22 protein-coding genes and 1 pseudogene are annotated in these 22364 nt (G+C 75.1%); 11 read left to right on the top strand and 12 right to left on the bottom strand.

The features are described 5' to 3' along the window. Positions 1-132 precede the first annotated feature (132 nt). Positions 133-1173 carry a diguanylate cyclase gene (locus tag DQ240_RS07520; RefSeq protein WP_233498573.1) on the top strand — a complete coding sequence of 347 codons (1041 nt, stop codon included), beginning with the start codon at positions 133-135 and terminating at the stop codon, positions 1171-1173. Here DQ240_RS07520 and DQ240_RS07515 read toward each other — a convergent pair. The 4 genes from DQ240_RS07515 to DQ240_RS07500 are packed head-to-tail and all read right to left on the bottom strand — an operon-like array spanning position 1170 to position 4134. After that, complete coding sequence (locus DQ240_RS07515; RefSeq protein ID WP_113839006.1) at positions 1170-2282, bottom strand: NAD(P)/FAD-dependent oxidoreductase; 1113 nt, start codon at positions 2280-2282, stop codon at positions 1170-1172. The genes DQ240_RS07520 and DQ240_RS07515 overlap by 4 nt on opposite strands. 26 nt (positions 2283-2308) lie before the next feature. Next, positions 2309-3217: an alpha/beta fold hydrolase gene (locus DQ240_RS07510; protein WP_113839005.1), complete on the bottom strand. Its 909-nt coding sequence runs from the start codon at positions 3215-3217 to the stop codon at positions 2309-2311. 48 nt (positions 3218-3265) lie between these two features. Continuing rightward, a complete protein-coding gene (locus tag DQ240_RS07505) occupies positions 3266-3835 on the bottom strand; it encodes a TIGR00730 family Rossman fold protein (RefSeq protein ID WP_113839004.1) in 570 nt (189 codons plus the stop codon). Further along, a complete protein-coding gene (locus DQ240_RS07500) occupies positions 3832-4134 on the bottom strand; it encodes an NIPSNAP family protein (protein ID WP_113839003.1) in 303 nt (100 codons plus the stop codon). The genes DQ240_RS07505 and DQ240_RS07500 overlap by 4 nt, the downstream gene beginning before the upstream one ends. A gap of 42 nt (positions 4135-4176) precedes the next feature. Here DQ240_RS07500 and DQ240_RS07495 point away from each other — a divergent pair, with 42 nt between their 5' ends. Further along, the gene (locus DQ240_RS07495) at positions 4177-4638 is read left to right on the top strand and encodes an NUDIX domain-containing protein (protein ID WP_113839002.1); all 462 of its coding nucleotides are present in this window, start codon (positions 4177-4179) and stop codon (positions 4636-4638) included. Between the two features lie 28 nt (positions 4639-4666). On the opposite strand, the gene DQ240_RS07490 is transcribed toward DQ240_RS07495, so the two are convergent. After that, complete coding sequence (locus DQ240_RS07490) at positions 4667-5473, bottom strand: endonuclease/exonuclease/phosphatase family protein (RefSeq protein WP_233498572.1); 807 nt, start codon at positions 5471-5473, stop codon at positions 4667-4669. Positions 5474-5547: 74 nt separating this feature from the next. Between DQ240_RS07490 and DQ240_RS07485 the strand changes: the two genes are divergently transcribed. The 4 genes from DQ240_RS07485 to DQ240_RS07470 all read left to right on the top strand — a co-directional run bounded on the left by DQ240_RS07485 (position 5548) and on the right by DQ240_RS07470 (position 8366). Next, entirely contained in the window at positions 5548-6399 is an 852-nt protein-coding gene (locus DQ240_RS07485; protein WP_147261953.1) for a hypothetical protein, read from the top strand. Between the two features lie 55 nt (positions 6400-6454). Further along, the gene (locus DQ240_RS07480; RefSeq protein WP_113839122.1) at positions 6455-7342 is read left to right on the top strand and encodes a 1,4-dihydroxy-2-naphthoyl-CoA synthase; all 888 of its coding nucleotides are present in this window, start codon (positions 6455-6457) and stop codon (positions 7340-7342) included. A 21-nt stretch (positions 7343-7363) separates the two neighbouring features. Further along, positions 7364-7672 carry a hypothetical protein gene (locus tag DQ240_RS07475; protein ID WP_113839000.1) on the top strand — a complete coding sequence of 103 codons (309 nt, stop codon included), beginning with the start codon at positions 7364-7366 and terminating at the stop codon, positions 7670-7672. A 97-nt stretch (positions 7673-7769) separates the two neighbouring features. Further along, complete coding sequence (locus DQ240_RS07470) at positions 7770-8366, top strand: TetR-like C-terminal domain-containing protein (protein ID WP_113838999.1); 597 nt, start codon at positions 7770-7772, stop codon at positions 8364-8366. 6 nt (positions 8367-8372) lie between these two features. Here the strand turns inward: DQ240_RS07470 and DQ240_RS07465 are convergent, their stop codons facing one another. Both DQ240_RS07465 and DQ240_RS07460 read right to left on the bottom strand, forming a co-directional pair. Continuing rightward, positions 8373-9041: a TetR/AcrR family transcriptional regulator gene (locus DQ240_RS07465; protein ID WP_113838998.1), complete on the bottom strand. Its 669-nt coding sequence runs from the start codon at positions 9039-9041 to the stop codon at positions 8373-8375. A gap of 27 nt (positions 9042-9068) precedes the next feature. Beyond that, positions 9069-9527: a DUF5946 family protein gene (locus DQ240_RS07460; protein WP_255410878.1), complete on the bottom strand. Its 459-nt coding sequence runs from the start codon at positions 9525-9527 to the stop codon at positions 9069-9071. A 126-nt stretch (positions 9528-9653) separates the two neighbouring features. On the opposite strand from DQ240_RS07460, the gene DQ240_RS07455 reads away from it, so the two are divergent. Next, entirely contained in the window at positions 9654-10766 is a 1113-nt protein-coding gene (locus tag DQ240_RS07455; protein WP_113838996.1) for an NDMA-dependent alcohol dehydrogenase, read from the top strand. 106 nt (positions 10767-10872) lie between these two features. Continuing rightward, positions 10873-11538, top strand: coding sequence for an HAD family hydrolase (locus DQ240_RS07450; protein ID WP_113838995.1), 666 nt, complete (start codon positions 10873-10875; stop codon positions 11536-11538). 25 nt (positions 11539-11563) lie between these two features. On the opposite strand, the gene DQ240_RS07445 is transcribed toward DQ240_RS07450, so the two are convergent. From DQ240_RS07445 to DQ240_RS07425, 5 genes are all read right to left on the bottom strand, one after another. Then, positions 11564-12535, bottom strand: coding sequence for a glucosyl-3-phosphoglycerate synthase (locus DQ240_RS07445; protein WP_113838994.1), 972 nt, complete (start codon positions 12533-12535; stop codon positions 11564-11566). Further along, positions 12532-14751, bottom strand: a complete 2220-nt coding sequence (locus DQ240_RS07440) for a phage holin family protein (RefSeq protein WP_113838993.1) — start codon at positions 14749-14751, stop codon at positions 12532-12534. The genes DQ240_RS07445 and DQ240_RS07440 overlap by 4 nt, the downstream gene beginning before the upstream one ends. After that, positions 14748-15410 carry a DedA family protein gene (locus tag DQ240_RS07435; RefSeq protein WP_113838992.1) on the bottom strand — a complete coding sequence of 221 codons (663 nt, stop codon included), beginning with the start codon at positions 15408-15410 and terminating at the stop codon, positions 14748-14750. The genes DQ240_RS07440 and DQ240_RS07435 overlap by 4 nt, the downstream gene beginning before the upstream one ends. Next, positions 15407-16213 (bottom strand): MBL fold metallo-hydrolase, encoded by an 807-nt coding sequence (locus DQ240_RS07430; RefSeq protein WP_113838991.1) that lies wholly within the window; start codon positions 16211-16213, stop codon positions 15407-15409. Before DQ240_RS07430 ends, DQ240_RS07435 begins: the two co-directional genes overlap by 4 nt. A gap of 95 nt (positions 16214-16308) precedes the next feature. Continuing rightward, positions 16309-16713 (bottom strand): VanZ family protein, encoded by a 405-nt coding sequence (locus tag DQ240_RS07425; RefSeq protein WP_113838990.1) that lies wholly within the window; start codon positions 16711-16713, stop codon positions 16309-16311. A 68-nt stretch (positions 16714-16781) separates the two neighbouring features. Here DQ240_RS07425 and fdh point away from each other — a divergent pair. The 3 genes and pseudogenes from fdh to nrfD all read left to right on the top strand — a co-directional run bounded on the left by fdh (position 16782) and on the right by nrfD (position 22313). Then, positions 16782-20096 (top strand): annotated as a pseudogene (fdh, locus tag DQ240_RS07415) (formate dehydrogenase). A gap of 115 nt (positions 20097-20211) precedes the next feature. Further along, positions 20212-21279, top strand: a complete 1068-nt coding sequence (locus tag DQ240_RS07410) for a 4Fe-4S dicluster domain-containing protein (RefSeq protein WP_113838988.1) — start codon at positions 20212-20214, stop codon at positions 21277-21279. Further along, entirely contained in the window at positions 21276-22313 is a 1038-nt protein-coding gene (gene nrfD, locus DQ240_RS07405; protein WP_113838987.1) for an NrfD/PsrC family molybdoenzyme membrane anchor subunit, read from the top strand. Before DQ240_RS07410 ends, nrfD begins: the two co-directional genes overlap by 4 nt. Positions 22314-22364 lie beyond the last annotated feature (51 nt).

Below are 22364 nucleotides of genomic sequence, written 5' to 3'. Positions count from 1 at the left end.
ACCGTCCCGGCGGGTGCCCGACTCTGCCAGGGGCGAGCCCGCGCCGGAACGCCTCCCGGCGCGACGCCGCGCCTCCCCCTCCGGAGGGAGCACCCGGTGGGCAGGGGACGGATCCGTGCCGATATTGCTCGCGTGAGGCTGCCGACGACGTTCCGCGCCCGCGAGCCGCGGACCGCGGCCCGCTCGGGTGCCGTGATCGCGCTCGTCTGCGCCGTCGTGCTGTCGGTCTCCACCGTCTTCGGGCCCAACTCCGTCAGCAGCACGACCCGGACGGCGTCGTGGGTGGGTGCGGGGCTGGTCGGCCTCCTCGGCGTGGCGGCGGTGTCGATCCGTCCCCGCACGCTCGACCGGTACGGCGCCTTCCTCGGCATCGGGGTCGGCGCGGTCCTGCTCACCGCCTCGCTCAACGTGGCCACCGACGACCCCTCCGCGGCCGGTCAGGCGTTCTTCGCCTTCCCCGTGCTGTGGGCGGCCTCCCACCTGCGGCGCGGTGCGGTCGTCGCCGTCACGACGCTCGCGGTGGCCGGGGACCTCGTCGCGCTGTCGTTCCTCCTCCCGCTGGAGGACGCCCTCTTCGACGTCGTCTTCTTCGGGTCGGTGCTCGTCGTGATCGCGGCCATGCTCGACCGGGCCGGAGCCGTGCAGGCGGCGCTGGTCGCCGCCCTCCAGCAGCAGGCGACCGTCGACGCGCTGACCGGGCTGGTCAACCGCCGGGTGCTGGACGAGGCCCTGCGCCACGCGCTGGACCGGGCGCCGCGCCCCGAGGGCACCGCGCTGGTGCTCGTCGACGTCGACTCGTTCAAGCAGATCAACGACCGCCACGGCCATCCGGTCGGCGACGACGCGCTGGTGCACCTGGCGGACCTGGTCCGCCGACACGTCCGCGCCGGGGACGCCGTCCTGAGCCGGCTGGGCGGTGACGAGCTCGCCGTCCTGCTGCCCGGCTGCCCGGCCGAGGTGGCCACGCAGCGTGCCGGGGAGCTCCTCGAGGCGGTCCGGTCGACGCCCATGACGCTGCCCGACGGTGCGCTGCTCGCGCTGTCGGTGAGCGTCGGCGTCGCGCACGCGCCGCAGCACGCGAGCGGCATGCGCGGCCTGTACGCGGCGGCCGACGCCGCCCTCTACCGGGCCAAGAACGGCGGCCGCGGACGCGTCGAGGTCGCCGCCGCCTAGCGCCCCAGGTGCCGCACGGCGGCGGCGAGGGTGCGCATCCCGAGCCGTCCGTCGGCCAGGCCGAGAGCGACGACGTCGTCGAACACCCGCTGGTCGGCGGCCGCCCCGCGGACGGCGGCGTCCATCAGCAGCGGCCACCGGGAGAGCTGCGAGGCCGCCCTCGTCGACCGCAGGTGCGCGCCCAGCCGCCGGCCCAGCGCCCGCCGGTACACCCGTCCGGCGTCCGCGCCGGCCGCCGCGGCGCTGCCGGCCAGCGCTCCGGAGAGCACCGCGTAGAAGATGCCCTCCCCGGTCAGCGGGTTGATCAGCGAGGCCGCGTCCCCGGCCAGCAGCACCCGGCCGTCGGGCTGGCGGGGCCGGCCGGTGGACAGCGGCAGCCGGTGCGCGCGCAGGTCCGCGGGCTCGACGTCGGGCAGCAGCCGGTGCAGGCCCGCCACGAGCGCCTCGCGGCTGGCCCCGCCGGGGACCAGCTCCCCGTAACCGACGTTCGCGCGGCCGTCCCCCAGCGGGAACGACCACGCGTAGGCCGGCCACCGCTGCTCGGTGGTCACCAGCACCTGGGTGCCGGGGCGCAGCCGCGGCTCGGGCGCGTAGCCGCGGATCGCCACGGCGATCCGGTCGTCGGGGTTGCGGGGCAGGTCGAGCGCGCGGCGGACGACGGACTCCGCTCCGTCGGCCCCGACGAGCACCCCTGCCCGGAGGGTGCCGTCGACGACCACGCCGTCGTCGTCCACCTCCAGCGACCGGACCCGGTGCCGGCGGAACGTCGCGCCGGCGGCGAGGGCGGCGTCCAGGATGCGCGCGTCGAGCACCTGCCGGGGCACGACGTGGGAGGGGCGGTGGGTGTCCCGCTCGACCACGGCCCCGCGCGGCGCCCGCAGCGACAGGCGCGGCACCTCCGGGTGGCCGGCGACGAGCGCGGCCGGGTCGGCGCCGAGGACGGCGAGGACGTCGAGCGCCTCCGGGGCGATCCCGTCGCCGCAGACCTTGTCGCGGGGGAAGTCGGCGCGGTCGAGGACGAGCACGGACGCGCCGCTGCGCCGGGCGGCGAGGGCCGTCGCGGCCCCCGCCGGGCCGCCGCCGACCACCACGACGTCCCAGCTCTCCACCGCCGGAACGCTAGACGACGGACCGGTCAGCGGTCCTGGGCCAGCAGGGAGCGCCAGCTGTCCCGGTCGTGCGCGGCGGGCTCGGTGGCGCGCAGGAACTCGGTCACCACCCGGCAGAAGCGGTCGGGGTCGTCGATGTGCGGCCAGTGCCCGGCCCCCTCGAATACCTCGATCCGCGCCGTCGGGACCAGATCCCGGACGATGTCGGCGTGGCTGATCGGGACGATCGGGTCACGGCTGCCCCAGATGACGAGCATCGGGATCGCGTTCGCCAGGTAGAGCCGGTCGACGGCGGTCACCGCCTGGCCCCGGGCGTCGACGACGCTGCGGAGCGTGCGCAGGAACGCCCGGCGCGCCTCGACGTCGCGCAGCGCCAGCAGTGCCTCGCCGGCCTCGGCCAGGTCGCGGGCCTGCTTCCAGCCGGCCACCCGGCCCAGGCCCTCCATCGCCTTGAACCCGGCCCGCAGGGCGCCGGAGACGCCGGCCAGACCAGTGAGCACCAGCTCCGCGCCCGGCAGGGTGGCCGCCCGCAGCCCCGCCGACAGCTCGGGTCCGAGCCCGCCGCTGCCGACGAGCACGATCCGCTCGCAGCGCTCGGGGAACTGGTAGGCGAACTGCAGCGCGATCCCGCCGCCGAGGGAGTGGCCGACCACCGTGACCCGCTCGACGTCCAGCACCGAGAGCAGGTCGCGCATCCCGTTGGCGTAGCCCGCGATCGAGTAGTCGGCGCGGGGCTTGTCCGACTCCCCGTGCCCGAGCAGGTCGGGCGCGATGACGGTGTGCTCCGCCGCGAGCGATCCGATCGCGCTCGCCCACGTCTGGGCGTTGTTGCCGATGCCGTGCACGAGCAGCAGCGCCGGGCCACTGCCGGCGCGCAGGAACGCCCGGCGGTGCCCGTGCACCACCCGCGTCTCGCGCACCACCTCGACGTCCACCCGCCCAGTGGACCACCGTCCCTTTGCGCGGGCGTTACGCGCGCACCGTCAGGGCGGGGTGGGCGTCCACTTCCGCGGCGGGTGCTCGTAGCCCTCGACGAACGCGAGCAGCCCCGCGGCGTCGGACACCACGCCCAGGGCGTCCAGCCGACGGCGGTCGAGGTAGCCGTCGTCGGCCATCCGGCGCAGCTGGATCAGCAGCGGCTGCCAGAAGCCGTCGACGTCCACCAGCACCGTCGGCTTGGCGTGCAGGCCGAGCATCCCCCAGGTCCACGCCTCGAACAGCTCCTCGAGGGTGCCGGCGGCGCCGGGCAGCGCGACGAAGGCGTCGGAGAGCTCGGCCATCCGCGCCTTGCGCTCGTGCATGGAGCCGACGACGTCGAGGCGGGGGAGACCGCGGTGGGCGACCTCGTCGTCGACCAGGTGCTGCGGGATCACCCCGATCACCTCGCCCCCGGCGGCCAGCGCCGCGTCCGCGACGACGCCCATCAGCCCGACGTCCCCGCCGCCGTAGACGATGCCCACCCCCGCCCGGGCGAGGTCGGTGGCCAGCGCCGCGGCGGCGGCGCGGTGGGACTCCGGGCCGCTCTGCGAGCCGGTGAAGACGGCGACCCTCATCGGGCGAGGACGTCCTCGACGAAGCCGTTCACCTGTTCGGCGATGACCCGGGGGAAGGTCTCGAACGCGGCCGCCTTCTCGGGCGACGCGTCGTAGGCCTGCACGGCGGCGGTGAACTCCGCCTCGTCGCCGTCGTGGGCGACCGCCCAGGTGAAGGTGTCCAGCGCGTGGTCGGCGTAGGCGAACACCACCCGGAAGCCGAACTGCTCGCGGACGGGCAACACGGTGGGGAACCAGGCGAGGAACTCGGCCATCCGGCCCGGTTCGACGCGGTAGCGGCGCAGCTGCACGGTGGTCATCGGCTCGATCCTGCCAGCGCCGCCGTGCGGTTCACTGGGGCGGTGTTCTCCCCGACCGACGGCTGGACCACCTGCGACCTCGGCCACCGGCACTGGGGGCGCGCGGGTGCCGCCGGGCTGCTGCTGCACCGGGACGGCGTCGGCGGACCGGAGCTCCTCCTGCAGCACCGCGCGGAGTGGTCCCACCACGGCGGGACGTGGGGCACCCCGGGTGGTGCCCTGCACCTGGACGAGGCGCCGGCGCGGGGCGCCCTCCGCGAGGTGCACGAGGAGCTCGGGCTCACCGAGGACGACGTCGTCCTGGGCGAGTGCTCGGTCGACGACCACGGCGGCTGGGCCTACACGACCGTGCTGGCCCGTCCGGCCCGGGCGATCGACCCCGCGGAGCTGCGGCTGGACGGCGAGAGCACCGCGGTCGGCTGGATCCCGCTGACCGGGCTGGACCGCGTGCCGCTGCATCCCGGGCTGGCCGCCTCGCTGCCCCGCCTGCTCCCGCTGCTCTAGCGGGCCCGGAGGAGATCTGCGGGGGTCCTCACCCTCCTCCACGCACCGGGGCCACCAGGGCGCGGTGGTCGCCGACGTCGAGGCCGACCGCCTCCCCGGGGCCGGCCGGCGAGGCGCCGAGGGACACCAGGTGGTCCAGCTGCACGCGCGGGTCGTGCCCGGGGAAGGTCGCCGTCCGCACCAGGGGGACGCCGCCCAGCAGTCGCGCGGGCAGTCCTCCCGGGAGGTTGAGGTCCCCGGCCAGCACCACCGGTCCGGGCAGACCCGCCGCCCACCGGTGGATCGCCCGCAGCTGCCGCAGGGCCGTCGGCGGGGCGAAGGACAGGTGCGTGCCGACGACGGTCAGTCCGGCGAGGCGGGCCGCGACGGCGACGCGGGGCTCGTCGGGCACCCACCACCAGCGCGGCCGGCCGGTGCGGGGATCGGTCGCGCGCACCGGCAGCCGGCCCCGGCCGCCGCCGAGGGGGAGCACCGACCACGCCAACACCGGCCGGCGGCTGACCAGGGCGACGCCGTAGTGCGGTTCCCGCGGCTCGTCCCCGGGGCCGTGCAGGAGGTGCTCGACCGGGGACCAGCTGCGCACGGGGCTCGGCGTCCCGGCCACCGTGGGCACGAAGCGCCAGTCGACGGCGTCGAGGGCACCCGCGACGAGCGCGGCCTGGTCGGTGCTGCCGGAGCGGGGCTGGGCGGCGTCCACCTCCTGGACGGCGAGCACGTCGACGTCGAGCCCGGCGACCGCGCGGGCGATCCGGTCCGCCGGCAGGACGGCGCCCGCCGGGCCGCGGCCGGAGGCCAGGTTGAGGGTGCCGACGCGGAGCACCGAGCCGTCGGCCACCCGCTCGACGCTACGGGACCCGACCTTCGTGACATCGATGTGTGACACGTAGCACGGTGGGTATGGGCGGGCCCGTGAGCACCCGTCACCGCGCGTCCGAGCCCACCGGGCGCACCGCGTCCGACCGTTCCTCCGCCGCCCGTGCCACCGCCGGTTCCGCGGCCGACCGCCGCACCTGGCGGGTGCTCATGACGGCAGCGGTCGCGGGCCTGGTCGTGGCCCCGGTGCTGGCCACCGCGAGCCCCGGCGCCGAGGCCGCCGACGCGGCCGCGAGCGGCGCTGCCGGCGGTGCCGGTGGCGGCGCGGGTGCCGTCGCCGGTGGCCCCGACGCCACGGCGCCGCAGCAGTTCGGCCGGCTCTCCCCGCTCTTCGGCGCGGCCGGGCTCGACGGCTGGCCCTTCAACACCGTCAGCGGCGGGTTCTCCGCCGCGGAGGTCCAGGGCATCGGTCGCGCGGGCGCCCGGCTGCAGGGCTTCCTCGTCGACTTCGCCATGCCGGGGTCCGGCGCCGGTGCGGCGGTCCTCCCCGGCGCGCCGCTCCCGGGCACGGCCGGTGCTCCGGCGCCCGGGGTCGCGCCCGCGCCGGCCGCCCCCGCTCCCGGGGCGCCGGCCCCGGCTCCCGGCAGCACGGCTCCGCTGCCCTCCGGTCCCGCGGCGCCGCCGCCGCCCGGGCCGGCTCCGGTCCCGCCGCCTCCCGCGCTCCCGCCGGTCGTCCAGGGCCCGGTCGGCGGCGTCACCGACGGTCTGGGCCAGGTCGTCGACGGGGTCGGTGACGGGCTCGGCTCGGTGGTCGGCGGCGTGACCGGCGGCGACCCGGTCGGTGGCCTCGTCGAGGGTGGCGGCCAGGTCGTGGGCGGGGTGACCGGCGGGGTCGGCTCCGTCGTCGGTGGTGTCACCAACGGGGTCGGCGGACTGCTCGGCGGGTGACCGCGACCTGCAGCCGGCCGGAGCCGGGCGCCCACCCGGCACTAGCGTGCCGGTCATGAGCGCGCGCGAGGACGTCTCGGAGATCTTCGACCCGACGGCGTGGCGGCAGGTCGAGGGCTTCGACTTCGCCGACATCACCTACCACCGGGCGGTCGACGCCGGCGTGGTCCGGATCGCCTTCGACCGTCCCGAGGTCCGCAACGCGTTCCGCCCGCAGACCGTCGACGAGCTGATCACCGCGCTGGAGCACGCCCGGCTGTCCACCGACGTCGGCTGCGTGCTGCTGACCGGCAACGGCCCGAGCCCCAAGGACGCGGGCTGGGCCTTCTGCTCCGGCGGCGACCAGCGGGTGCGCGGGCGGTACGGCTACGAGCACGCCGCGGGGTCCAGCGGCCGGCTGCACGTCCTGGAGGCCCAGCGGCTCATCCGCTTCATGCCGAAGGTGGTCATCTGCGTCGTCCCGGGGTGGGCGGCCGGCGGCGGGCACAGCCTGCACGTGGTCAGCGACCTGACGCTGGCCAGCGCCGAGCACGCCCGCTTCAAGCAGACCGACGCCGACGTCGGCAGCTTCGACGGCGGGTTCGGATCGGCCTACCTCGCCCGGCAGGTCGGGCAGAAGTTCGCCCGCGAGATCTTCTTCCTCGGCGACGAGTACTCCGCCGCGGACGCCGTGGCGATGGGCATGGTCAACCGGGCGGTGCCGCACGCCGAGCTCGAGGCCACCGCGCTGGACTGGGGGCGGCGCATCGTCGCCAAGAGCCCGACCGCGCAGCGGATGCTCAAGTACTCGTTCAACCTGATCGACGACGGTCTGGTCGGTCAGCAGCTCTTCGCCGGGGAGACCACCCGGCTGGCCTACATGGCCGAGGAGGCCGTGGAGGGCCGGGACGCCTTCCTCGAGAAGCGGGACCCGGACTTCTCCCGGTTCCCCTGGCACGTCTGACGCACGGGAGAGGACGACGTCGTGATCGTCGAGGTGGTCGGGGGCGCGGACCAGCGCCCGGAGGTCCGGGTCGTGGACGTCGACGAGCTGAGCCGGGTCGTGCTGGCCCTCGGCGAGGTGACCGACGCGGAGGCCGACGAGGCGCTGCAGGCGGCGGGGCTCGGCCGGCTCGACGGGGCGGACACGGCCTCGCTCCACGTGGACGCGCTGCGTGCGGCGGCCGAGGGGAGCGCGACCACGGCGGACTGGGCCTCCCGGTGGGAGGAGCTCGTCGGCTCCGCCGCGGGTGGTCCGCTGCAGGTCAGCGTGGAGAGCGCCGCCGGAGCGTGACGCCGGACACAACCGGTTGGACGCCATCCGTCCTTGTGGTCGGTCCAGCGAGCGGCCAGGATGTCGCGGTGCGCACAGCCACGGACGGGAGCGCGTCGTGAGCGGGACCCCCGGCAGACCCCTGAGTGCCGAACTCTCCGAACAGCTGCTCGCGGTGGCGGTCGACATCCTCGCCGAGGAGGGCTGGGGGCGGCTGAACAGCGACCGGGTCGCCGCCCGCGCCCGCGCCGGCAAGGCCGGCATCTACCGCCGCTGGCCGACCATGTCGGCCCTGGCCAAGCACGCGGTCAGCCGCTTCCAGCTGGTCGACCCGCCCGAGGACACCGGGTCGCTGCGCGGTGACGTCGCCGCCCTGGTCGACCGGCTGCGCCGGCCGCTGTCCCACGAGGAGTGCGCCGTCGCGAGCATCGTCGGCGCCGCCCGGCACGACGACGACCTGCGCGCCGGCCTGGACGCCGCGCTCGTGCGGCCCCTGACCCTCGCCGTCGCCGCGGTCGGCGAGCGTGCGGCCGCGCGGCACGAGCCGGTCCCCGAGGCGCGCCTGGCGCTGCTGCGCTCGGTGGTCGAGGCCTTCTACTGGCAGCGGTACACCGCGGCCGGCGACGGATCGGTCACCCCCGAGCGGCTGGCCCGGCTGGTCGACGACGTCCTGATGCCCCTGGTCGCCCCCGAGCGGGAGACCGCCCCGGTCTGAGCCGGCTCAGTCCCTCCCGTGGAGGGTCTCGCAGGTCCGCAGCGTGCTCTCCAGACCGCGCAGCACGCGATCGAGCAGCGCGACGGCCTCCTGGGCGAGGGCCGGAGCCTCCTCCGGCGGGGGCATCGGCTCGCGGTACTCGTCGGCCACCGTCCGCACGCTCGTGGTCCACGTGGCGGCCACGAGTGCGGCGGCGCGGCGGAGCGCATCGGGCTTGCGCCGCTCGACCACCTCGGCCCACGCCTCGACCAGTGCCTCCTGCAGCAGCCGCCGCGACTTCTCCGTCAGCTCGCGCTCGTGCACCTGGAGGGCCGGCGTCGCTGCGACGGTCGCCACCATGCTGCGGTGCGAGGGCTCGCCCAGGCGACCGAGGTAGTCCTCCAGCGTGGCCAGCAACGAGCGCCGCAGGGCCTCCTCGGGTGCCTCGGCGGCCGCGCGCCCGCGGACGGCCGCCGCCGATGCCGCGACCCACGCGTCCCGGTCGGCGAAGAACAGCTCCTCCTTGGTGGAGAAGTGGTTGAACACCGTCTGGACGGCGACATCGGCGGTGCCGGCGATGTCGGCGATGGTCACTGCGTCGAAGCCGCGCTCCTCGAAGAGGCGCTGGGCGGTCTGCAGGACCAGGGCCCGCGTCGCGGCCTTCTTTCGAGCCCGCCGGTCGCCTCCCTCACTCATCGCGAGCACCGTATCAACCGAGAGTCATCACAGGCCACTCGAGGAGCGGGCGGCGCGGCTCCAGTCCTCGGCCACGGTGCGGGCCCAGGTGTCCACCAGCGCCTCCAGCCCGACGACGTCCAGGTCGGCCGCCACGTCCGCCGGCGTCATCTGCCACCTGGTCGGCCGCTGCGGCGCGGGGTCGGGGTTCGGGTCGTCGGCCAGCCGCCGGACGAGGGCGTCGACCACCGCGTGGACGGCCGCCGGGTGGTCGGGATCGGGGTGCTGCGCGGCGTAGGCGGTGTCGGCCAGTCCCACCGTCGCGGCGGCGCGCGCGTCGGTGGCAGCCTCCTCGCGCATCCCGCGGGTCGTCTCCTCGAACAGTCGCCGGCACGCGGCCGCGGCGCCGGCCGGACCGGTCAGACCGGACGGCGGTGCGAGCACGGCTCCGCACCCGGGGCAGGCGGCCGGGGTGGCGGGGGGTTCCGGAGCAGGCACGCGTCCCATGGTCCCCCGACCGGCGGAACCCCGCCGGTCGCACGGGGGCGCCGGCCGACCCGGTGGGCGGGCCGCCGTGCCGTCCGGGGAAGCTGAGGACGACGTCGTCGCAGGTACGGAAGGAGCCGGTGCCCGGTGCGGACCACAGGAGCGGTGCTGTTCGAGCCCGAGACCGACTACCGGGTCGTGGACCTCGAGGTGGTCGACCCGGGACCGGGCGAGGTGCTGGTCGAGATGGCCTACGCGGGGCTCTGCCACTCCGACGAGCACATGCGGCACGCCAACCCCGGCGGCGCGTACCCGATCGTCGGCGGGCACGAGGGCTCGGGTGTCGTCCTCGCCGTCGGCCCGGGCGTCACGCGGGTCGCGCCCGGCGACCACATCGTCACGAGCTTCCTGCCCGCCTGCGGCCACTGCCGCTACTGCGCGACCGGCCGGTCCAGCATCTGCGACGCCGGCGCCACCATCGCCACCGGCCAGCTGCCCACGGGCACCTTCCCCTTCCGGCTGGACGGCGAGCCGGTCGGCGGGTTCTGCATGGTCGGGGCGTTCGCCCGGCACACCGTGCTGCACGAGTTCTCCTGCGTGCGCATCGACGCCCACGTGCCGCTGGACACCGCGGCGCTGCTGGCCTGCAGCGTGCCGACCGGGTGGGGGTCGTCGGTCTACGCGGGCGGAGTCGCCCCGGGGGACACGGTCGTCGTCGTCGGCCTCGGTGGCGTCGGCGTGAACGCCGTCCAGGGGGCCGCGCACGCCGGGGCGCTGCACGTGATCGGCGTCGACCCGGTGGAGATGAAGCGCTCGTTCGCCGAGACCCTGGGTGCCACGCACACCGTCGCCGACGTCGCGGAGGCCGCGGGCCTGGCCCGCGAGCTCTCCCGAGGCACCGGCGCCGACGTCGTCGTGGTGACCGTCGGGAAGATGTCCGGCGAGGTCTACGCCGGGGCCAGCCGCTGCCTGGGCAAGGGTGGCACGCTGGTGCTGACCGCGCTGGCCGACCGCCCGGCCGACGGGATGGGCACCATCAACGGGCAGCTGACCACGGTGTTCGAGCACCGCGTGCAGGGCACGCTCTTCGGGCACTGCAACCCGTTCAGCGACATCCCGCGACTGCTCCGCATGCACGAGGAGGGCCGGCTGGAGCTCGACCGGCTGATCACCCGGCGCTACTCGCTCGACGAGCTGACCCAGGGCTACCGCGACCAGGCGGCCGGCGAGACGGTGCGGGGCCTGCTCGTCCACGGCTGACGAGGCATGGGAAGCGATCCCCACGTCCTGACGCCCGAGACGTGGGGATCGCTTCCCATGCCTCGGGCGGGGTTGCGGGGGCGGCGGGACGGGCAGTGCTGCGCCCATGGCTGCTTCCGCGATCGCCGTCCTCGACGTCGACGGCACGCTCGTCGACACCAACTACCAGCACGCGCTGGCCTGGTACCGGGCGTTCCGGTCGATGGGGGAGACCTTCCCGATCTGGCGGATCCACCGGCTGATCGGCATGGGCGGGGACCAGCTGGTCGCGGCCATCGGCGGGGACGAGCTCGAGGAGCGGATCGGCTCGGAGCTGCGGGAGCGGTGGGTCGAGGAGGCCGACCCGCTCATGAAGGAGGTCGCGGTGCTGCCCGGCGGGCGCGAGCTGCTCCTGGCGCTCAAGGAGCGCGGTCACCGGGTGGTGCTGGCCAGCTCCGGCAAGCCGCACCACGTGGACCTGGCACTGGACCTGCTCGACGCCCGCGACGTCGCCGACGGCTGGACCACCAGCGACGACGTCGAGGCGACCAAGCCGGCGCCGGACCTGCTGCAGGTGGCGCTGCAGAAGATCGGCGCCCCGGAGGACGCGGCCGCCGTCCTGGTCGGCGACTCGGTCTGGGACGTGAAGGCCGCCGACAACGCGGGGATGCCGGCCATCGTGGTGCGGTCGGGCGGTTTCGGGGACGACGAGCTGAACGACGCCGGCGCCGTGGCCATCTTCGACACCCCGGGGGACCTCGCCGCGAACCTCGACGAGACCCCCCTCGCCTGAGGAGCACGTCGCGCGCGAAAGGCCTTCAGCTGGAGGCGGCCTGTCGGGCGCGGTACTCCGGGATCGAGGCCATCGGCGGCCGCTCGTCCACCGCGACCGGGCTGCTGTAGGCCTCGAAGCCGTCGCCGTCACGGCGGAACTGGGTGAGCAGCCCGCTGACCGCCCGGCCGTGCCCGGCGCGGGCCAGGATCGAGGAGAGGACCTGGCCGGCCATCCGGCTCAGCGCGTCCTGGGTCTGCGAGGTGTGTCGGCGCTCGCCGAGGTCGACCTGCGCCAGGCCGGAGAGGCCGACGAGCTCCAGCAGGTCGAGCAGCAGCCCGACCTCGACGCCGTAGCCGGAGGAGAACGGCACCTGCTCGAGGAACTCGCGGCGGCCGGCGTACTCGCCGGACAGCGGCTGGACGACGCCGGCGAGCTCGGGCCACCAGGCGTTGAGCAGCGGCCGCGCGGTGAGCTCGGTGACCCGCCCGCCCCCGCCCGGGGCGGTCACGCCGTCGGCGGACAGCGGGCGGGTGTAGCAGCCCTTCACGTAGCCGACGGCGGGATCGGTCAGCAGCGGACCGAGCAGCGCGGGCACGTAGTGGGAGACGTCGCCGAGCAGGTCGGCGTCGTGGAAGACGACGAGGTCGCCGGTGGTCGCGGCCAGCGACTTCCACAGCGCCTCGCCCTTGCCGGGGCGGGAGCCGTGCGCGGGCAGCACGTCGGCGGTGGCGACGACGTCCGCGCCGGCGGCCCGGGCGACCTCGGCGGTGCGGTCGGTGGAGTCGGAGTCGACGACGAGCAGCTCGTCGACCAGGGGCACGCGGCGCATCCACCGCTCGACGATGTCGGCGACCAGGCCCCCGACGGTCGCCTCCTCGTCGCGGGCCGGGAGGACGACGCTGATCCGGTGCCCGCCGCGCCGCTTGGCGCGCAGCAGGGCCGCGGCGTCGATCTCGGCCGGCCCGGGGGCCGACGTCGTCCGCGTCTCGAACCAGGCGCGCGCGTCGGGTCTCACCGGTCCACTGTCGGTGCTGTGCCCGCGGGCCGCCAGGCCCCGGCGTCGGGATTCACCTGCAGGTCACCGTGTGTCCGGTCACCGGCCACACGCGCCAGCGCCCGGGCGGTGACGCTGTCGGGACCGATCTCCGCCCCCTCGGCGGCGGGCTCCGGATGGCCGAGCTCGGTCAGCCAGCCGCGGAACACCCGGTGCAGCTGCTCGGCCCCCACGACCTGGCCGGGCGGGGTGAGCGAGCGCGGGTACACGAGGAAGCCGCGCTGCTGCGGACCGCCGAGCCCGCCGTGCGAGCCCACGTGCGGCTCGAACGGCGAGGCCTCGTCGGTGACCGGGTCGTAGGCGCTGTTGATCACGACGTCGGGGCAGTGCGGGAACTCCGAGACCCGGGCCACCAGCGCGGGGGCGTGCTCGCCGTAGGCCGTCAGCGGGTCGCTGCCGATCACCTCGCCGGTGCGCAGCCGGCGCAGGCCGTCCCGGCCGAGGACGACCGGCCCGTGCTCGGCGGACCGGACCAGGAGGAAGCCGACCCCCGGGTGGTCGACCAGGCCGGGCAGCAGGTCGGGCCAGTGGTGCTCGATCTCCTCCAGCGGCACCCGGCCGGGAACGTCGGCGAAGGAGACGGAGGCGGTGTGGCCGGACACGGTGACCACCACGCCCGGCGCCACCCGCGGGACGGCGCCCTCGCGGCCGGCGGGGAGCTCGTGGTCGTGGTCGCTGCCGGCCTGCACGCGGGCGCGCAGCCGGCGGGCGACCGGTCCGGCGCCCTCGCCCAGCGCGGCGCCGATCTGCCAGCCGCCGTCGGCGGGGTGCCGGCTGCTCCGCCCGCCCGTGCGGACCGTCCGCGGATCGGCGCCGCACAGCCGGCCCACCAGCTCCTCGACGGTCTCGCCGAAGCGCGCCTCGAAGGCCTCGCCCTGGGTGAGGCCGTGATCGGAGAGGCAGACCAGGTGGTACTCGCGCGGCGCGAGCGCGGCGGCCCGGTGCAGCCGGCCGATCTGCTGGTCGATGGTGCGCAGCACGGCGAGGGTGTCGGCGCGCTCGAGCCCGGCGTGGTGGCCGGCCTCGTCGTAGCCGAGGAAGTCGGCGTAGGCCACCGGCCGGCCGGCGAGCATGTCCTCGAGCAGGGCGAAGACCACGACGTCCCGGCTGATCACCGTGGTGCCCGGCCGCAGCAGCGGCCACAGCCCGCCCCGGTTGACCCGCGGGCGGACGTCGTCGCGGCGCTCGCGCGCGGCCGCGACCAACTCGCGGCCGATGTCCACGGCCGAGACCGCGAGGGTGCGCAGCGCGTTGACCGGGTTGGCGAAGTAGGCGTAGTAGCCGGAGCCGACGCGGTCGAGGGTGCGGGCGCGGCGGCTGCCGGCCGGGACCACGTGCGCCAGCGAGCTCATCGTGAGGCTGACGTGCGGCGCGTCGCCGGTGAACAGGTTGCCGCGGCCGGCGCCGCCCCCGGCGAGCAGACCGCGCCCGTCGGAGAGCCGGCGCTCCACCATCGCCGCGTCCTCCGGATGCGAGATGCGCACGATCCGGTCGCGGTCCTTCTCGTACCAGCGGAAGCCGAAGACGTCGTGGTTGCTGCCCAGGAGGATGCCGCTGACCTCGGCGCCGGTCTGCGAGCTCCAGTCGGTGTGCCAGGAGGTCATCGCGTGGCTGCCCTCGCGCAGCCAGGCGGCGACGTTGGGCATGGACCCGTCGCGGACGGCGCGGCGCGCGGTCTCGTACGACAGCGCGTCGATCTGCAGGAAGAGCACGCCGGGCGGCCGCTCGCCGGTGTCCCCGCCCCGCCGTGCCCGGCGGCGGGCGCGGCGGAAGAACAGCTCGTCCTCGTCGATCGCCAGGGCGCTGCTGACCAGCCCGGAGACCGCGGCCATGACGACGGCGACGAGCACGCCGGTGCGCACGTCCTCCACCACCACGCCGGGGACGAGGAACGACAGCCCGAGCACGGCCAGCCCGAGCAGCAGGAAGCTGCCCAGGCCCAGGGTGAGGAAGGCCAGCGGCAGGGCGATCCGCATGACCAGCGGCCAGACGACCGCGGTCAGCAGACCGAGCAGCAGGGCGACCAGCGGGGGCTGCCACCACGAGCCGAGGTCGAAGCGCTCCAGCCGGTCGTCGAGCAGGCCGAGCGCGACGGTCGCGGCCAGCCAGGTCACCAGCACGCGGGCGGGGGTGCGGCCGCGCCGGAGGGCGCGACCGCTCTCGGCGGGGCGGGTCATGCCGGTCCGCTGCGCTCGCGGGGACCGCAGGCCGCGGGCGTCGGTTCGACGGGCTCCGGCGCTGCCGCCCGCCGGGCCGTCCGGCGGCGGGCCGCGCCGGCCACGTTGAGCAGCGCGCCGACGAGCAGGACCAGCAGCGTGGCGATGAGGGTGGCGATGAGCGGGCTGTCGAAGATCCCGCCGCTGACCACACCGAGCAGCGCGTAGGCCACCGCCCACAGGAGCGCGGCGAGCATGCTGGCCGGCACCAGCCGCCGCCACGGGTAGGCCAGCGCCCCCGCGGCGAGCAGCACCGGGATCCGTCCGGCGGGCAGCAGCCGGCCGGCCACGATGATCTGCCAGCCGTGCGCCCGGAACTGCTCGCGGACCTCGGCGATCCGGTCGGCGTGCTGACCGCGGGCGACCCAGCGGACGGCGGCCGGCCCGCCGAACCGGCAGACGGCGAAGGTGACGACGTCGCCGGTCCAGGCCGCGACGGTGGCCAGGAGCAGCACGAGGACGAGGTCCAGCCCGGCGGAGGTCGTGGCGAGCGCGGCCGCGGCGCCGACCACCGCGCCGGTGGGGACGACCGGCACGATCGAGCCGAGCAGCACCCCGCCGAAGACGACGGGGTAGCCGAGCGAGGAGGCGTCGGTCCAGCTCGACGCGAGCGCGCTCACGTCCGGTCCCCGGTCGGGAGGAGGACGGCGGCGCCGGGCTCGGTGAGCGCGACGTGGGTGTCCAGGCCGCGGGCGGTGACGGCGTCGGCGAACGTGCGGGGCGGCTCGGTCAGCAGCCGCCGCATCCGGGCGCGCAGCGGGGGGACGACGGTGCTGCCGGGCAGCGCGAGGGTGCCCCAGTGCACCGGGACGACGACCCTCGGCCGGACCCGGGCGACGGCCTCCGCGGCGCGCGTCGGGTCCAGGTGACCGGGGCCGAGCGAGGGACCCCAGCCCCACACCGGCAGCAGCGCCACGTCGATGCCGGTGTCGCCGAGCCGGTACATCCCGTCGAACAGGTCGGTGTCCCCGGAGACGTAGACGGTCCGGTCGCCGCCCTCGAGCAGGTGCCCGACGGCCGGTGCCTCGGGGCCGTGGGTCAGCCGCGGCCCCCAGCGGTGGCTGCTGTGCGCGGCCGGGACGGCGGTCACCCGGAGCCCGCCGTCGGTGAGCGACTCCCCGGGCGCCAGCTCGTCGACGTGCCGGAACCCGCGGGCGCGCAGCCACGCCCCGGCCCCGCGCGGGGCGACGATCCGCACCGACGGACCGAGCAGCCGCAGCGAGGGCAGGTGCAGGTGGTCGCCGTGCTGGTGGCTGAGCAGCACCAGATCGACGCCGGCCCAGGAGGCCGCGTCCGGGAGCGGGACCACCCGCCGCAGCGGACCGACGCGGGAGGTGAGGACCGGGTCGGTGAGCACGGTGCGGCCGGCCAGCTCGACGCGGACGGTCGAGTGGCCCAGGAAGTGCAGCACCGGGGCGGTCACGGGGACCAGTGTCCTCCGCGCCACCGACAGGGACATCGGGGTTTCCCCTGGTTCACCCCCTGGAGGTGCGTCCGTTCCGACACATGTGGTGGCGGTCATCCGGAGCGGGCCCGCCGACGGGCGAGGACGCCGTCCAGGACCCAGCTGAGCAGCACGCCCAGCGCGGCGCCGAGACCGTTCATGACGACGTCGCGGACCGATGCGTCGCGGCCCGGCAAGAGGTACTGGTACGCCTCGATCCCCGCGGAGGCAGTGACGCAGAGCAGCCACATCAGGGAGCGGCGCACGGCGGGGAACGCCTGGCACAGCAGGAATCCGAGCGGGACGAAGACCGCGATGTTGGCGCCGGCCTCGATGGCCCCCGCCGACAGCGCCCCGTCGGTCACCTCCCCGACGGCCCGCTGCCCGCGGCCGAACACCCCGTCCGGCGTCGGACCGAGGGTGATCGCCGCACCGGCGAGCAGGTACAGCGCCAGGGCGATGCGTGCCGCCCGGACCATGCGCGCACGGTAGCCGCCGGACGGATCCGTTCCCGCTCCCCGCGCGGGTGGCCGCCTGCGGTGGCAGCATCGGCGGGGTGAAGACGTGGCTCGACGCGTGGCCGGTGTTCCGGCAGCTCACCGGCTCCGATCCGCTGGGGCGGGGCAAGGCCGCGCGCAGCAAGGGAACCGAGGCGGTGGTCAGCCGCACCGCGACCGCCGACCACGTCGCGAAGAGCGTCTGCCCGTTCTGCGCCGTCGGCTGCGCGCAGAAGGTCTACGTCGAGGACGGCCGGATCACCCAGATCGAGGGCGACCCGGACTCGCCGGTCAACCGCGGCCGGCTGTGCCCCAAGGGCGCGGCGAGCAAGCAGCTGGTGACCAGCCCGTCCCGGGTGACGAAGGTCCGCTACCGCCGTCCGTACGGGACGGAGTGGGAGGACCTCGAGCTCGACACGGCTATGGAGATGATCGCCGACCGCGTGCTGGAGGCCCGGCGCAAGCACTGGCAGGACGAGGACGGACCGCCGGGGAACCGGCACCGGGTGAACCGGACCATGGGGATAGCGAGCCTCGGAGGGGCGACCCTCGACAACGAGGAGAACTACCTCATGAAGAAGCTCTACAGCGCCCTGGGCGCGATCCAGATCGAGAACCAGGCGCGCATATAGCACTCCTCCACGGTGCCCGGTCTGGGTGCCTCGTTCGGTCGTGGCGGTGCCACGAACTTCCTGGAGGACCTCTCGAACTCCGACTGCATCGTCATCGAGGGTTCGAACATGGCCGAGTGCCACCCGGTCGGTTTCCAGTGGGTGATGGAGGCCAAGGCGCGCGGCGCCAAGATCGTGCACATCGACCCGCGGTTCACCCGGACCAGCGCCGTCGCCGACCTGCACGTGCCGCTGCGGATCGGCACCGACATCGCGTTCCTCGGCGGGCTGATCCGGTACGTGCTGGAGAACGACCTCTGGTTCCGCGAGTACGTCGTCGCCTACACGAACGCCGCGGCGCTGGTCGGTGAGGAGTTCGTCGACACCGAGGAGCTCGACGGGCTGTTCTCCGGCTTCGACCCGGAGACCAACCACTACGACGAGGCCAGCTGGCAGTACGAGCCGGAGGAGCCGGCCCACTCCGGGTCCGACGACCCCGCCGGCGCAGCCGAGCAGGACCGCAGCGAGCAGCACCCCGACGTCAAGGACTCCGACCGGGCGCAGGCGGCCGGCAGCGGCGGCCCGCCGATCCCGGCGAAGCCCAAGCGCGACGAGACGCTGGAGCACCCGCGGACGGTCTTCCAGATCCTCAAGCGGCACTACGCCCGCTACACCCCGGAGATGGTCGCCGAGGTGTGCGGCATCGAGCCGGCGGTGTTCGAGCAGGTCGCGAAGTGGGTCACGGAGAACTCCAACCGCGAGCGGACGACGGCGTGGGTCTACTCGGTGGGCTGGACGCAGCACAGCGTCGGCGCGCAGTACATCCGCACCGCGTCGATCCTGCAGACGCTGCTGGGCAACATCGGCCGTCCCGGCGGCGGGATCATGGCGCTGCGCGGGCACGCGAGCATCCAGGGCTCGACCGACGTCCCGACGTTGTTCAACCTGCTGCCCGGCTACCTGCCGATGCCGCACGCGATGCAGCACCAGACGCTGGACGAGTACTGCGCCGACGCGGCCGGCAAGGCCGGGTTCTGGGGCAACAAGCGGGCGTACATGGTGAGCCTGCTCAAGGCCTGGTTCGGCGACGCCGCGCAGCCGGAGAACGACTTCCGGTTCGACTGGATCCCGAAGATCAACGGCGACCACAGCTCCTACCGGACGATCGCCGACATGATCGAGGGCAAGGTCTCCGGCTACTTCCTCGTCGGCGAGAACCCCACGGTCGGGCACCCCAACGGCCGGATGAACCGCTTCGGCCTGGCCAACCTGGACTGGCTGGTCGTCCGCGACCTGCAGATGATCGAGTCGGCCACCTTCTGGAACGAGTCACCGGAGGTCGAGACCGGGGAGCTCGCGCCGGAGACGATCGGCACCGAGGTCTTCTTCCTCCCCTGCGCCTCGCACGTGGAGAAGGAGGGCACCTTCACCCAGACGCAGCGGATGCTGCAGTGGCGGGAGAAGGCGGTCGAGCCGCCGGGCGACGCCCGCAGCGACCTGTGGTTCTACTACCACCTGGGCCGGATCCTGCGGGAGCGGCTCCAGGACTCCACCGACCCGCGGGACCAGGCGCTGCTGCACATGACCTGGGACTACCCGCTGCACGGGGAGACCCAGGACCCCGACGCCGAGGCCGTGCTGCGCGAGATCAACGGCACCGGCCCGGACGGTCGCGCGCTGTCGACCTACATGGACATGAAGGACGACGGGTCGACCACCGGCGGCTGCTGGATCTACACCGGCGTCTACGCCGACGAGGTCAACCAGGCCGCGCGGCGCAAGCCGCGGTCGGAGCAGGGCGCCGTCGCCTCCGAGTGGGGCTGGGCGTGGCCGCTGAACCGGCGGATGCTCTACAACCGCGCGTCGGCCGACCCGGACGGCAAGCCGTGGAGCGAGCGCAAGAAGTACGTGTACTGGGACGAGGCCGCCGGTGAGTGGACCGGCCCGGACGTCCCGGACTTCGAGAAGAACAAGCGCCCGGACTACGTGCCGCCGGAGGGTGCCAAGGCGCAGGACGCGCTGGCCGGCAACGACCCGTTCGTCATGCAGGGCGACGGCAAGGCGTGGCTGTACGCGCCGGCCGGGCTGGTCGACGGGCCGCTGCCGACGCACTACGAGCCGGTGGAGTCCGTCGTCGAGAACGCCTTCTACAAGCAGCAGGCGAGCCCGACCGTGGAGCGGATCGAGGGCCCGTGGAACCGGGAGAACCCCTCGATGAGCGAGGTCTTCCCGTTCCAGGTGACCACCTACCGGCTGACCGAGCACCACACCGCCGGCGGGATGAGCCGCACGCTGCCCTACCTGTCGGAGCTCCAGCCGGAGTTCTTCGTCGAGGTCAGCCCGGAGCTGGCCGCGCTGCGCGGGCTCACCCACGGGGAGTTCGCCACGCTGGTCAGCGCCCGGACGGCGATCGAGGCGAAGGTGCTGGTCACCGAGCGGATCCGGCCGATCAAGCTGCGCGACGGGCAGGTCGTGCACCAGATCGGCATGCCCTACCACTGGGCCTACAGCGGCCTGTCGACCGGCGACTCGGCCAACGACCTGCTGGGCATCGTGCTCGACGCGAACACCCACATCCAGGAGGACAAGGTCAGCACCTGCGACATCGTCCCGGGCCGGCGTCCGCGCGGGCCGGAGATGCTCGAGTTCGTCGAGTCCTACCGCCGCCGGGCCGGGGTCGCCTCCGGCCGGGTCGGGGTCAACGGCCGCGCCCCGGTCGAGGCCTCCACCGGCCACACGGAGACCGGCTCGTGAGCCCGTCGACCCCGGCGGGCACCCCTGTCCCGCGCACGCTCGTGCTCTGCCCGCACATACGGGCAGAGCACGAGCGTCGCCGGACCACACACCTGACCCCGGGAGGGAGGCCGGCATGACCTCGATCAGCTCGGCGAGCCCGGCCTTCACCGGCAAGGACCCGAAGAACCGCCTGTTCGGGCCGCTGCCCGACGTCACGGCCGAGGCCGGGTACGACGAGGGCCACCCCAAGCGCGTCGGGTTCTTCACCGACACCTCGGTGTGCATCGGCTGCAAGGCCTGCGAGGTCGCCTGCAAGGAGTGGAACACGCTCCCGATGGACGACTCCCACGGCACCCGCGACGTCATCGGCCTGTCCGGGATGTCCTACGACAACACCGGTCAGCTGGGCGCCAACAGCTGGCGGCACGTCGCGTTCATCGAGCAGGTGCGCACGGTCGACCTGCCGATGCCCACCTTCGGCCGGCCCGGCGACGACCGGCAGGGCAACGGCCCCTCCCCGGCCGCCCACGACCACCCGGACGCGCAGGCCCTGGGCCAGGCCAGCGTGCTCAACGCCGAGGCGCTGAGCGAGTTCGACCCGCAGACCGGGCAGAGCGGCAGCGACAAGCAGGTCCGCTGGCTGATGAGCTCCGACGTCTGCAAGCACTGCACGCACGCGGGCTGCCTCGACGTCTGCCCGACCGGCGCGCTGTTCCGCACCGAGTTCGGCACCGTCGTCGTCCAGGGCGACATCTGCAACGGCTGCGGCTACTGCGTGCCGTCCTGCCCGTACGGCGTGATCAACCGCCGGGAGGACGACGGCCGGGTCTTCAAGTGCACGATGTGCTACGACCGGCTGACCGACGGGCTGATGCCGGCGTGCGCCACCGCGTGCCCCACCCAGTCGATCCAGTTCGGTGACCTCGACGAGCTCCAGGCCCGCGCCGACGCCCGGCTCGCCACGCTCAAGGACCAGGGCGTGGAGACCGCCCGGCTCTACGGCCGCGACGAGGACGACGGCGTCGGCGGCAACGGTGCGTTCTTCCTGCTCCTCGACGAGCCGGAGGTCTACGGCCTGCCGCCGGACCCGATCGTCACCACGCGGGACCTGCCGGCGATGTGGAAGGCCGCGGGCAAGGCGGCGGTCATGATCGTCGGCGCCGCGCTGGGCGCCGTGCTCAGCTCGAGGCGGCCGCGGTGACCGAGGGGATCGCGACCCCGGGCGGGGGCTGGCGCCGGGCCGACGGCCCGCCGGCGGAGACCCGCGGCAAGAAGCGCCGGAAGGGCGGACGGCGCGGCCGTGGCGAGGTCGCCATGGTCGACGACGTCGAGTTCACCTCGTACTACGGCCGGCCGGTCATCAAGCCGCCGGTGTGGAAGAGCCCCGAGGTCCAGCTGTACCTGTTCTTCGGCGGCGCGTCGGGGGCGGCGGCGATCCTGGGCGCGCTCGGCGAGTTCACCCGCCGGCCGGTGATGACCCGGTCGGCGCACCTCTTCGCCGGCGGAGGGGCGCTGGCCTCGGTGGGCCTGCTCATCGTCGACCTGGGCCGCCCGGAGCGGTTCCTGCACATGCTGCGCGTGTTCAAGCCGACGTCGCCGCTGTCGGTGGGCAGCTACATCCTCTCGCCGTTCAGCGCCCTGGCGGTGGCGACGGCGGGGCTGCACGTGCTCGGCCGGTGGCCGGTGCTGCGGCGGCTGGGCGCGGTCGGCTCGGCGGTGTTCGCCGGTCCGCTGGCCACCTACACCGGCGTCCTGCTGGCCAACACCGCCGTCCCCTCGTGGCACGCCGCCGGGACGCAGCTGCCCTACGTCTTCGGGGCGTCGGGGATGGCCGCGGGCGGGGGCATCACGATGGCGCTGTCGCCGGTGGCCGAGGCCGCGCCGGCGCGGCGGTTCGCCGTCACCGGCGCGGTGATCGAGCTGGCCTACATGCACAAAGTGGAGAACGACCACGGCATCGTCAGCGAGCCGTACCACGAGGGCAAGGCGGGGGCGCTGCTGCGCGCGGCCAAGGCCTGCACCGCCGCGGGTGCCGCCGTGACGGTGGCGGTGGGTCGCCGCCGGGCCGGTGCCGTGCTGGGCGGCGCGCTGCTGGCGGCGGGCTCGGCGCTGACCCGGTTCGGCGTCTACGAGGCCGGCATGGCCAGCGCCCGGGACCCGAAGTACACGGTCGTCCCGCAGCGGGAGCGGCTCGAGGCGCGCAAGAACGAGCACGCCTCCACGATCACCCGCTGACCGGGGCAATAGGGCGCTCCTGCCCCGGGTAGAACCGCACTGTTGCCCGTG

Source organism: Blastococcus sp. TF02A-26, from assembly GCF_003319125.1.
GTDB lineage: Bacteria > Actinomycetota > Actinomycetes > Mycobacteriales > Geodermatophilaceae > Trujillonella.
This window is presented reverse-complemented; position numbering and strand designations above follow the sequence as displayed.

Excerpts from the sequence above, each read along its gene's own strand:
- DQ240_RS07505 (WP_113839004.1), bottom strand. The coding sequence starts at position 3,835 with ATGAGGGTCGCCGTCTTCACCGGCTCGCAGAGCGGCCCGGAGTCCCAC.
- DQ240_RS07425 (WP_113838990.1), bottom strand. The coding sequence starts at position 16,713 with ATGGTCCGGGCGGCACGCATCGCCCTGGCGCTGTACCTGCTCGCCGGT.
- DQ240_RS07500 (WP_113839003.1), bottom strand. The coding sequence starts at position 4,134 with ATGACCACCGTGCAGCTGCGCCGCTACCGCGTCGAACCGGGCCGGATG.
- DQ240_RS07440 (WP_113838993.1), bottom strand. The coding sequence starts at position 14,751 with ATGACCCGCCCCGCCGAGAGCGGTCGCGCCCTCCGGCGCGGCCGCACC.
- DQ240_RS07480 (WP_113839122.1), top strand. The coding sequence starts at position 6,455 with ATGAGCGCGCGCGAGGACGTCTCGGAGATCTTCGACCCGACGGCGTGG.
- DQ240_RS07450 (WP_113838995.1), top strand. The coding sequence starts at position 10,873 with ATGGCTGCTTCCGCGATCGCCGTCCTCGACGTCGACGGCACGCTCGTC.
- DQ240_RS07460 (WP_255410878.1), bottom strand. The coding sequence starts at position 9,527 with ATGGGACGCGTGCCTGCTCCGGAACCCCCCGCCACCCCGGCCGCCTGC.
- DQ240_RS07465 (WP_113838998.1), bottom strand. The coding sequence starts at position 9,041 with ATGAGTGAGGGAGGCGACCGGCGGGCTCGAAAGAAGGCCGCGACGCGG.
- DQ240_RS07410 (WP_113838988.1), top strand. The coding sequence starts at position 20,212 with ATGACCTCGATCAGCTCGGCGAGCCCGGCCTTCACCGGCAAGGACCCG.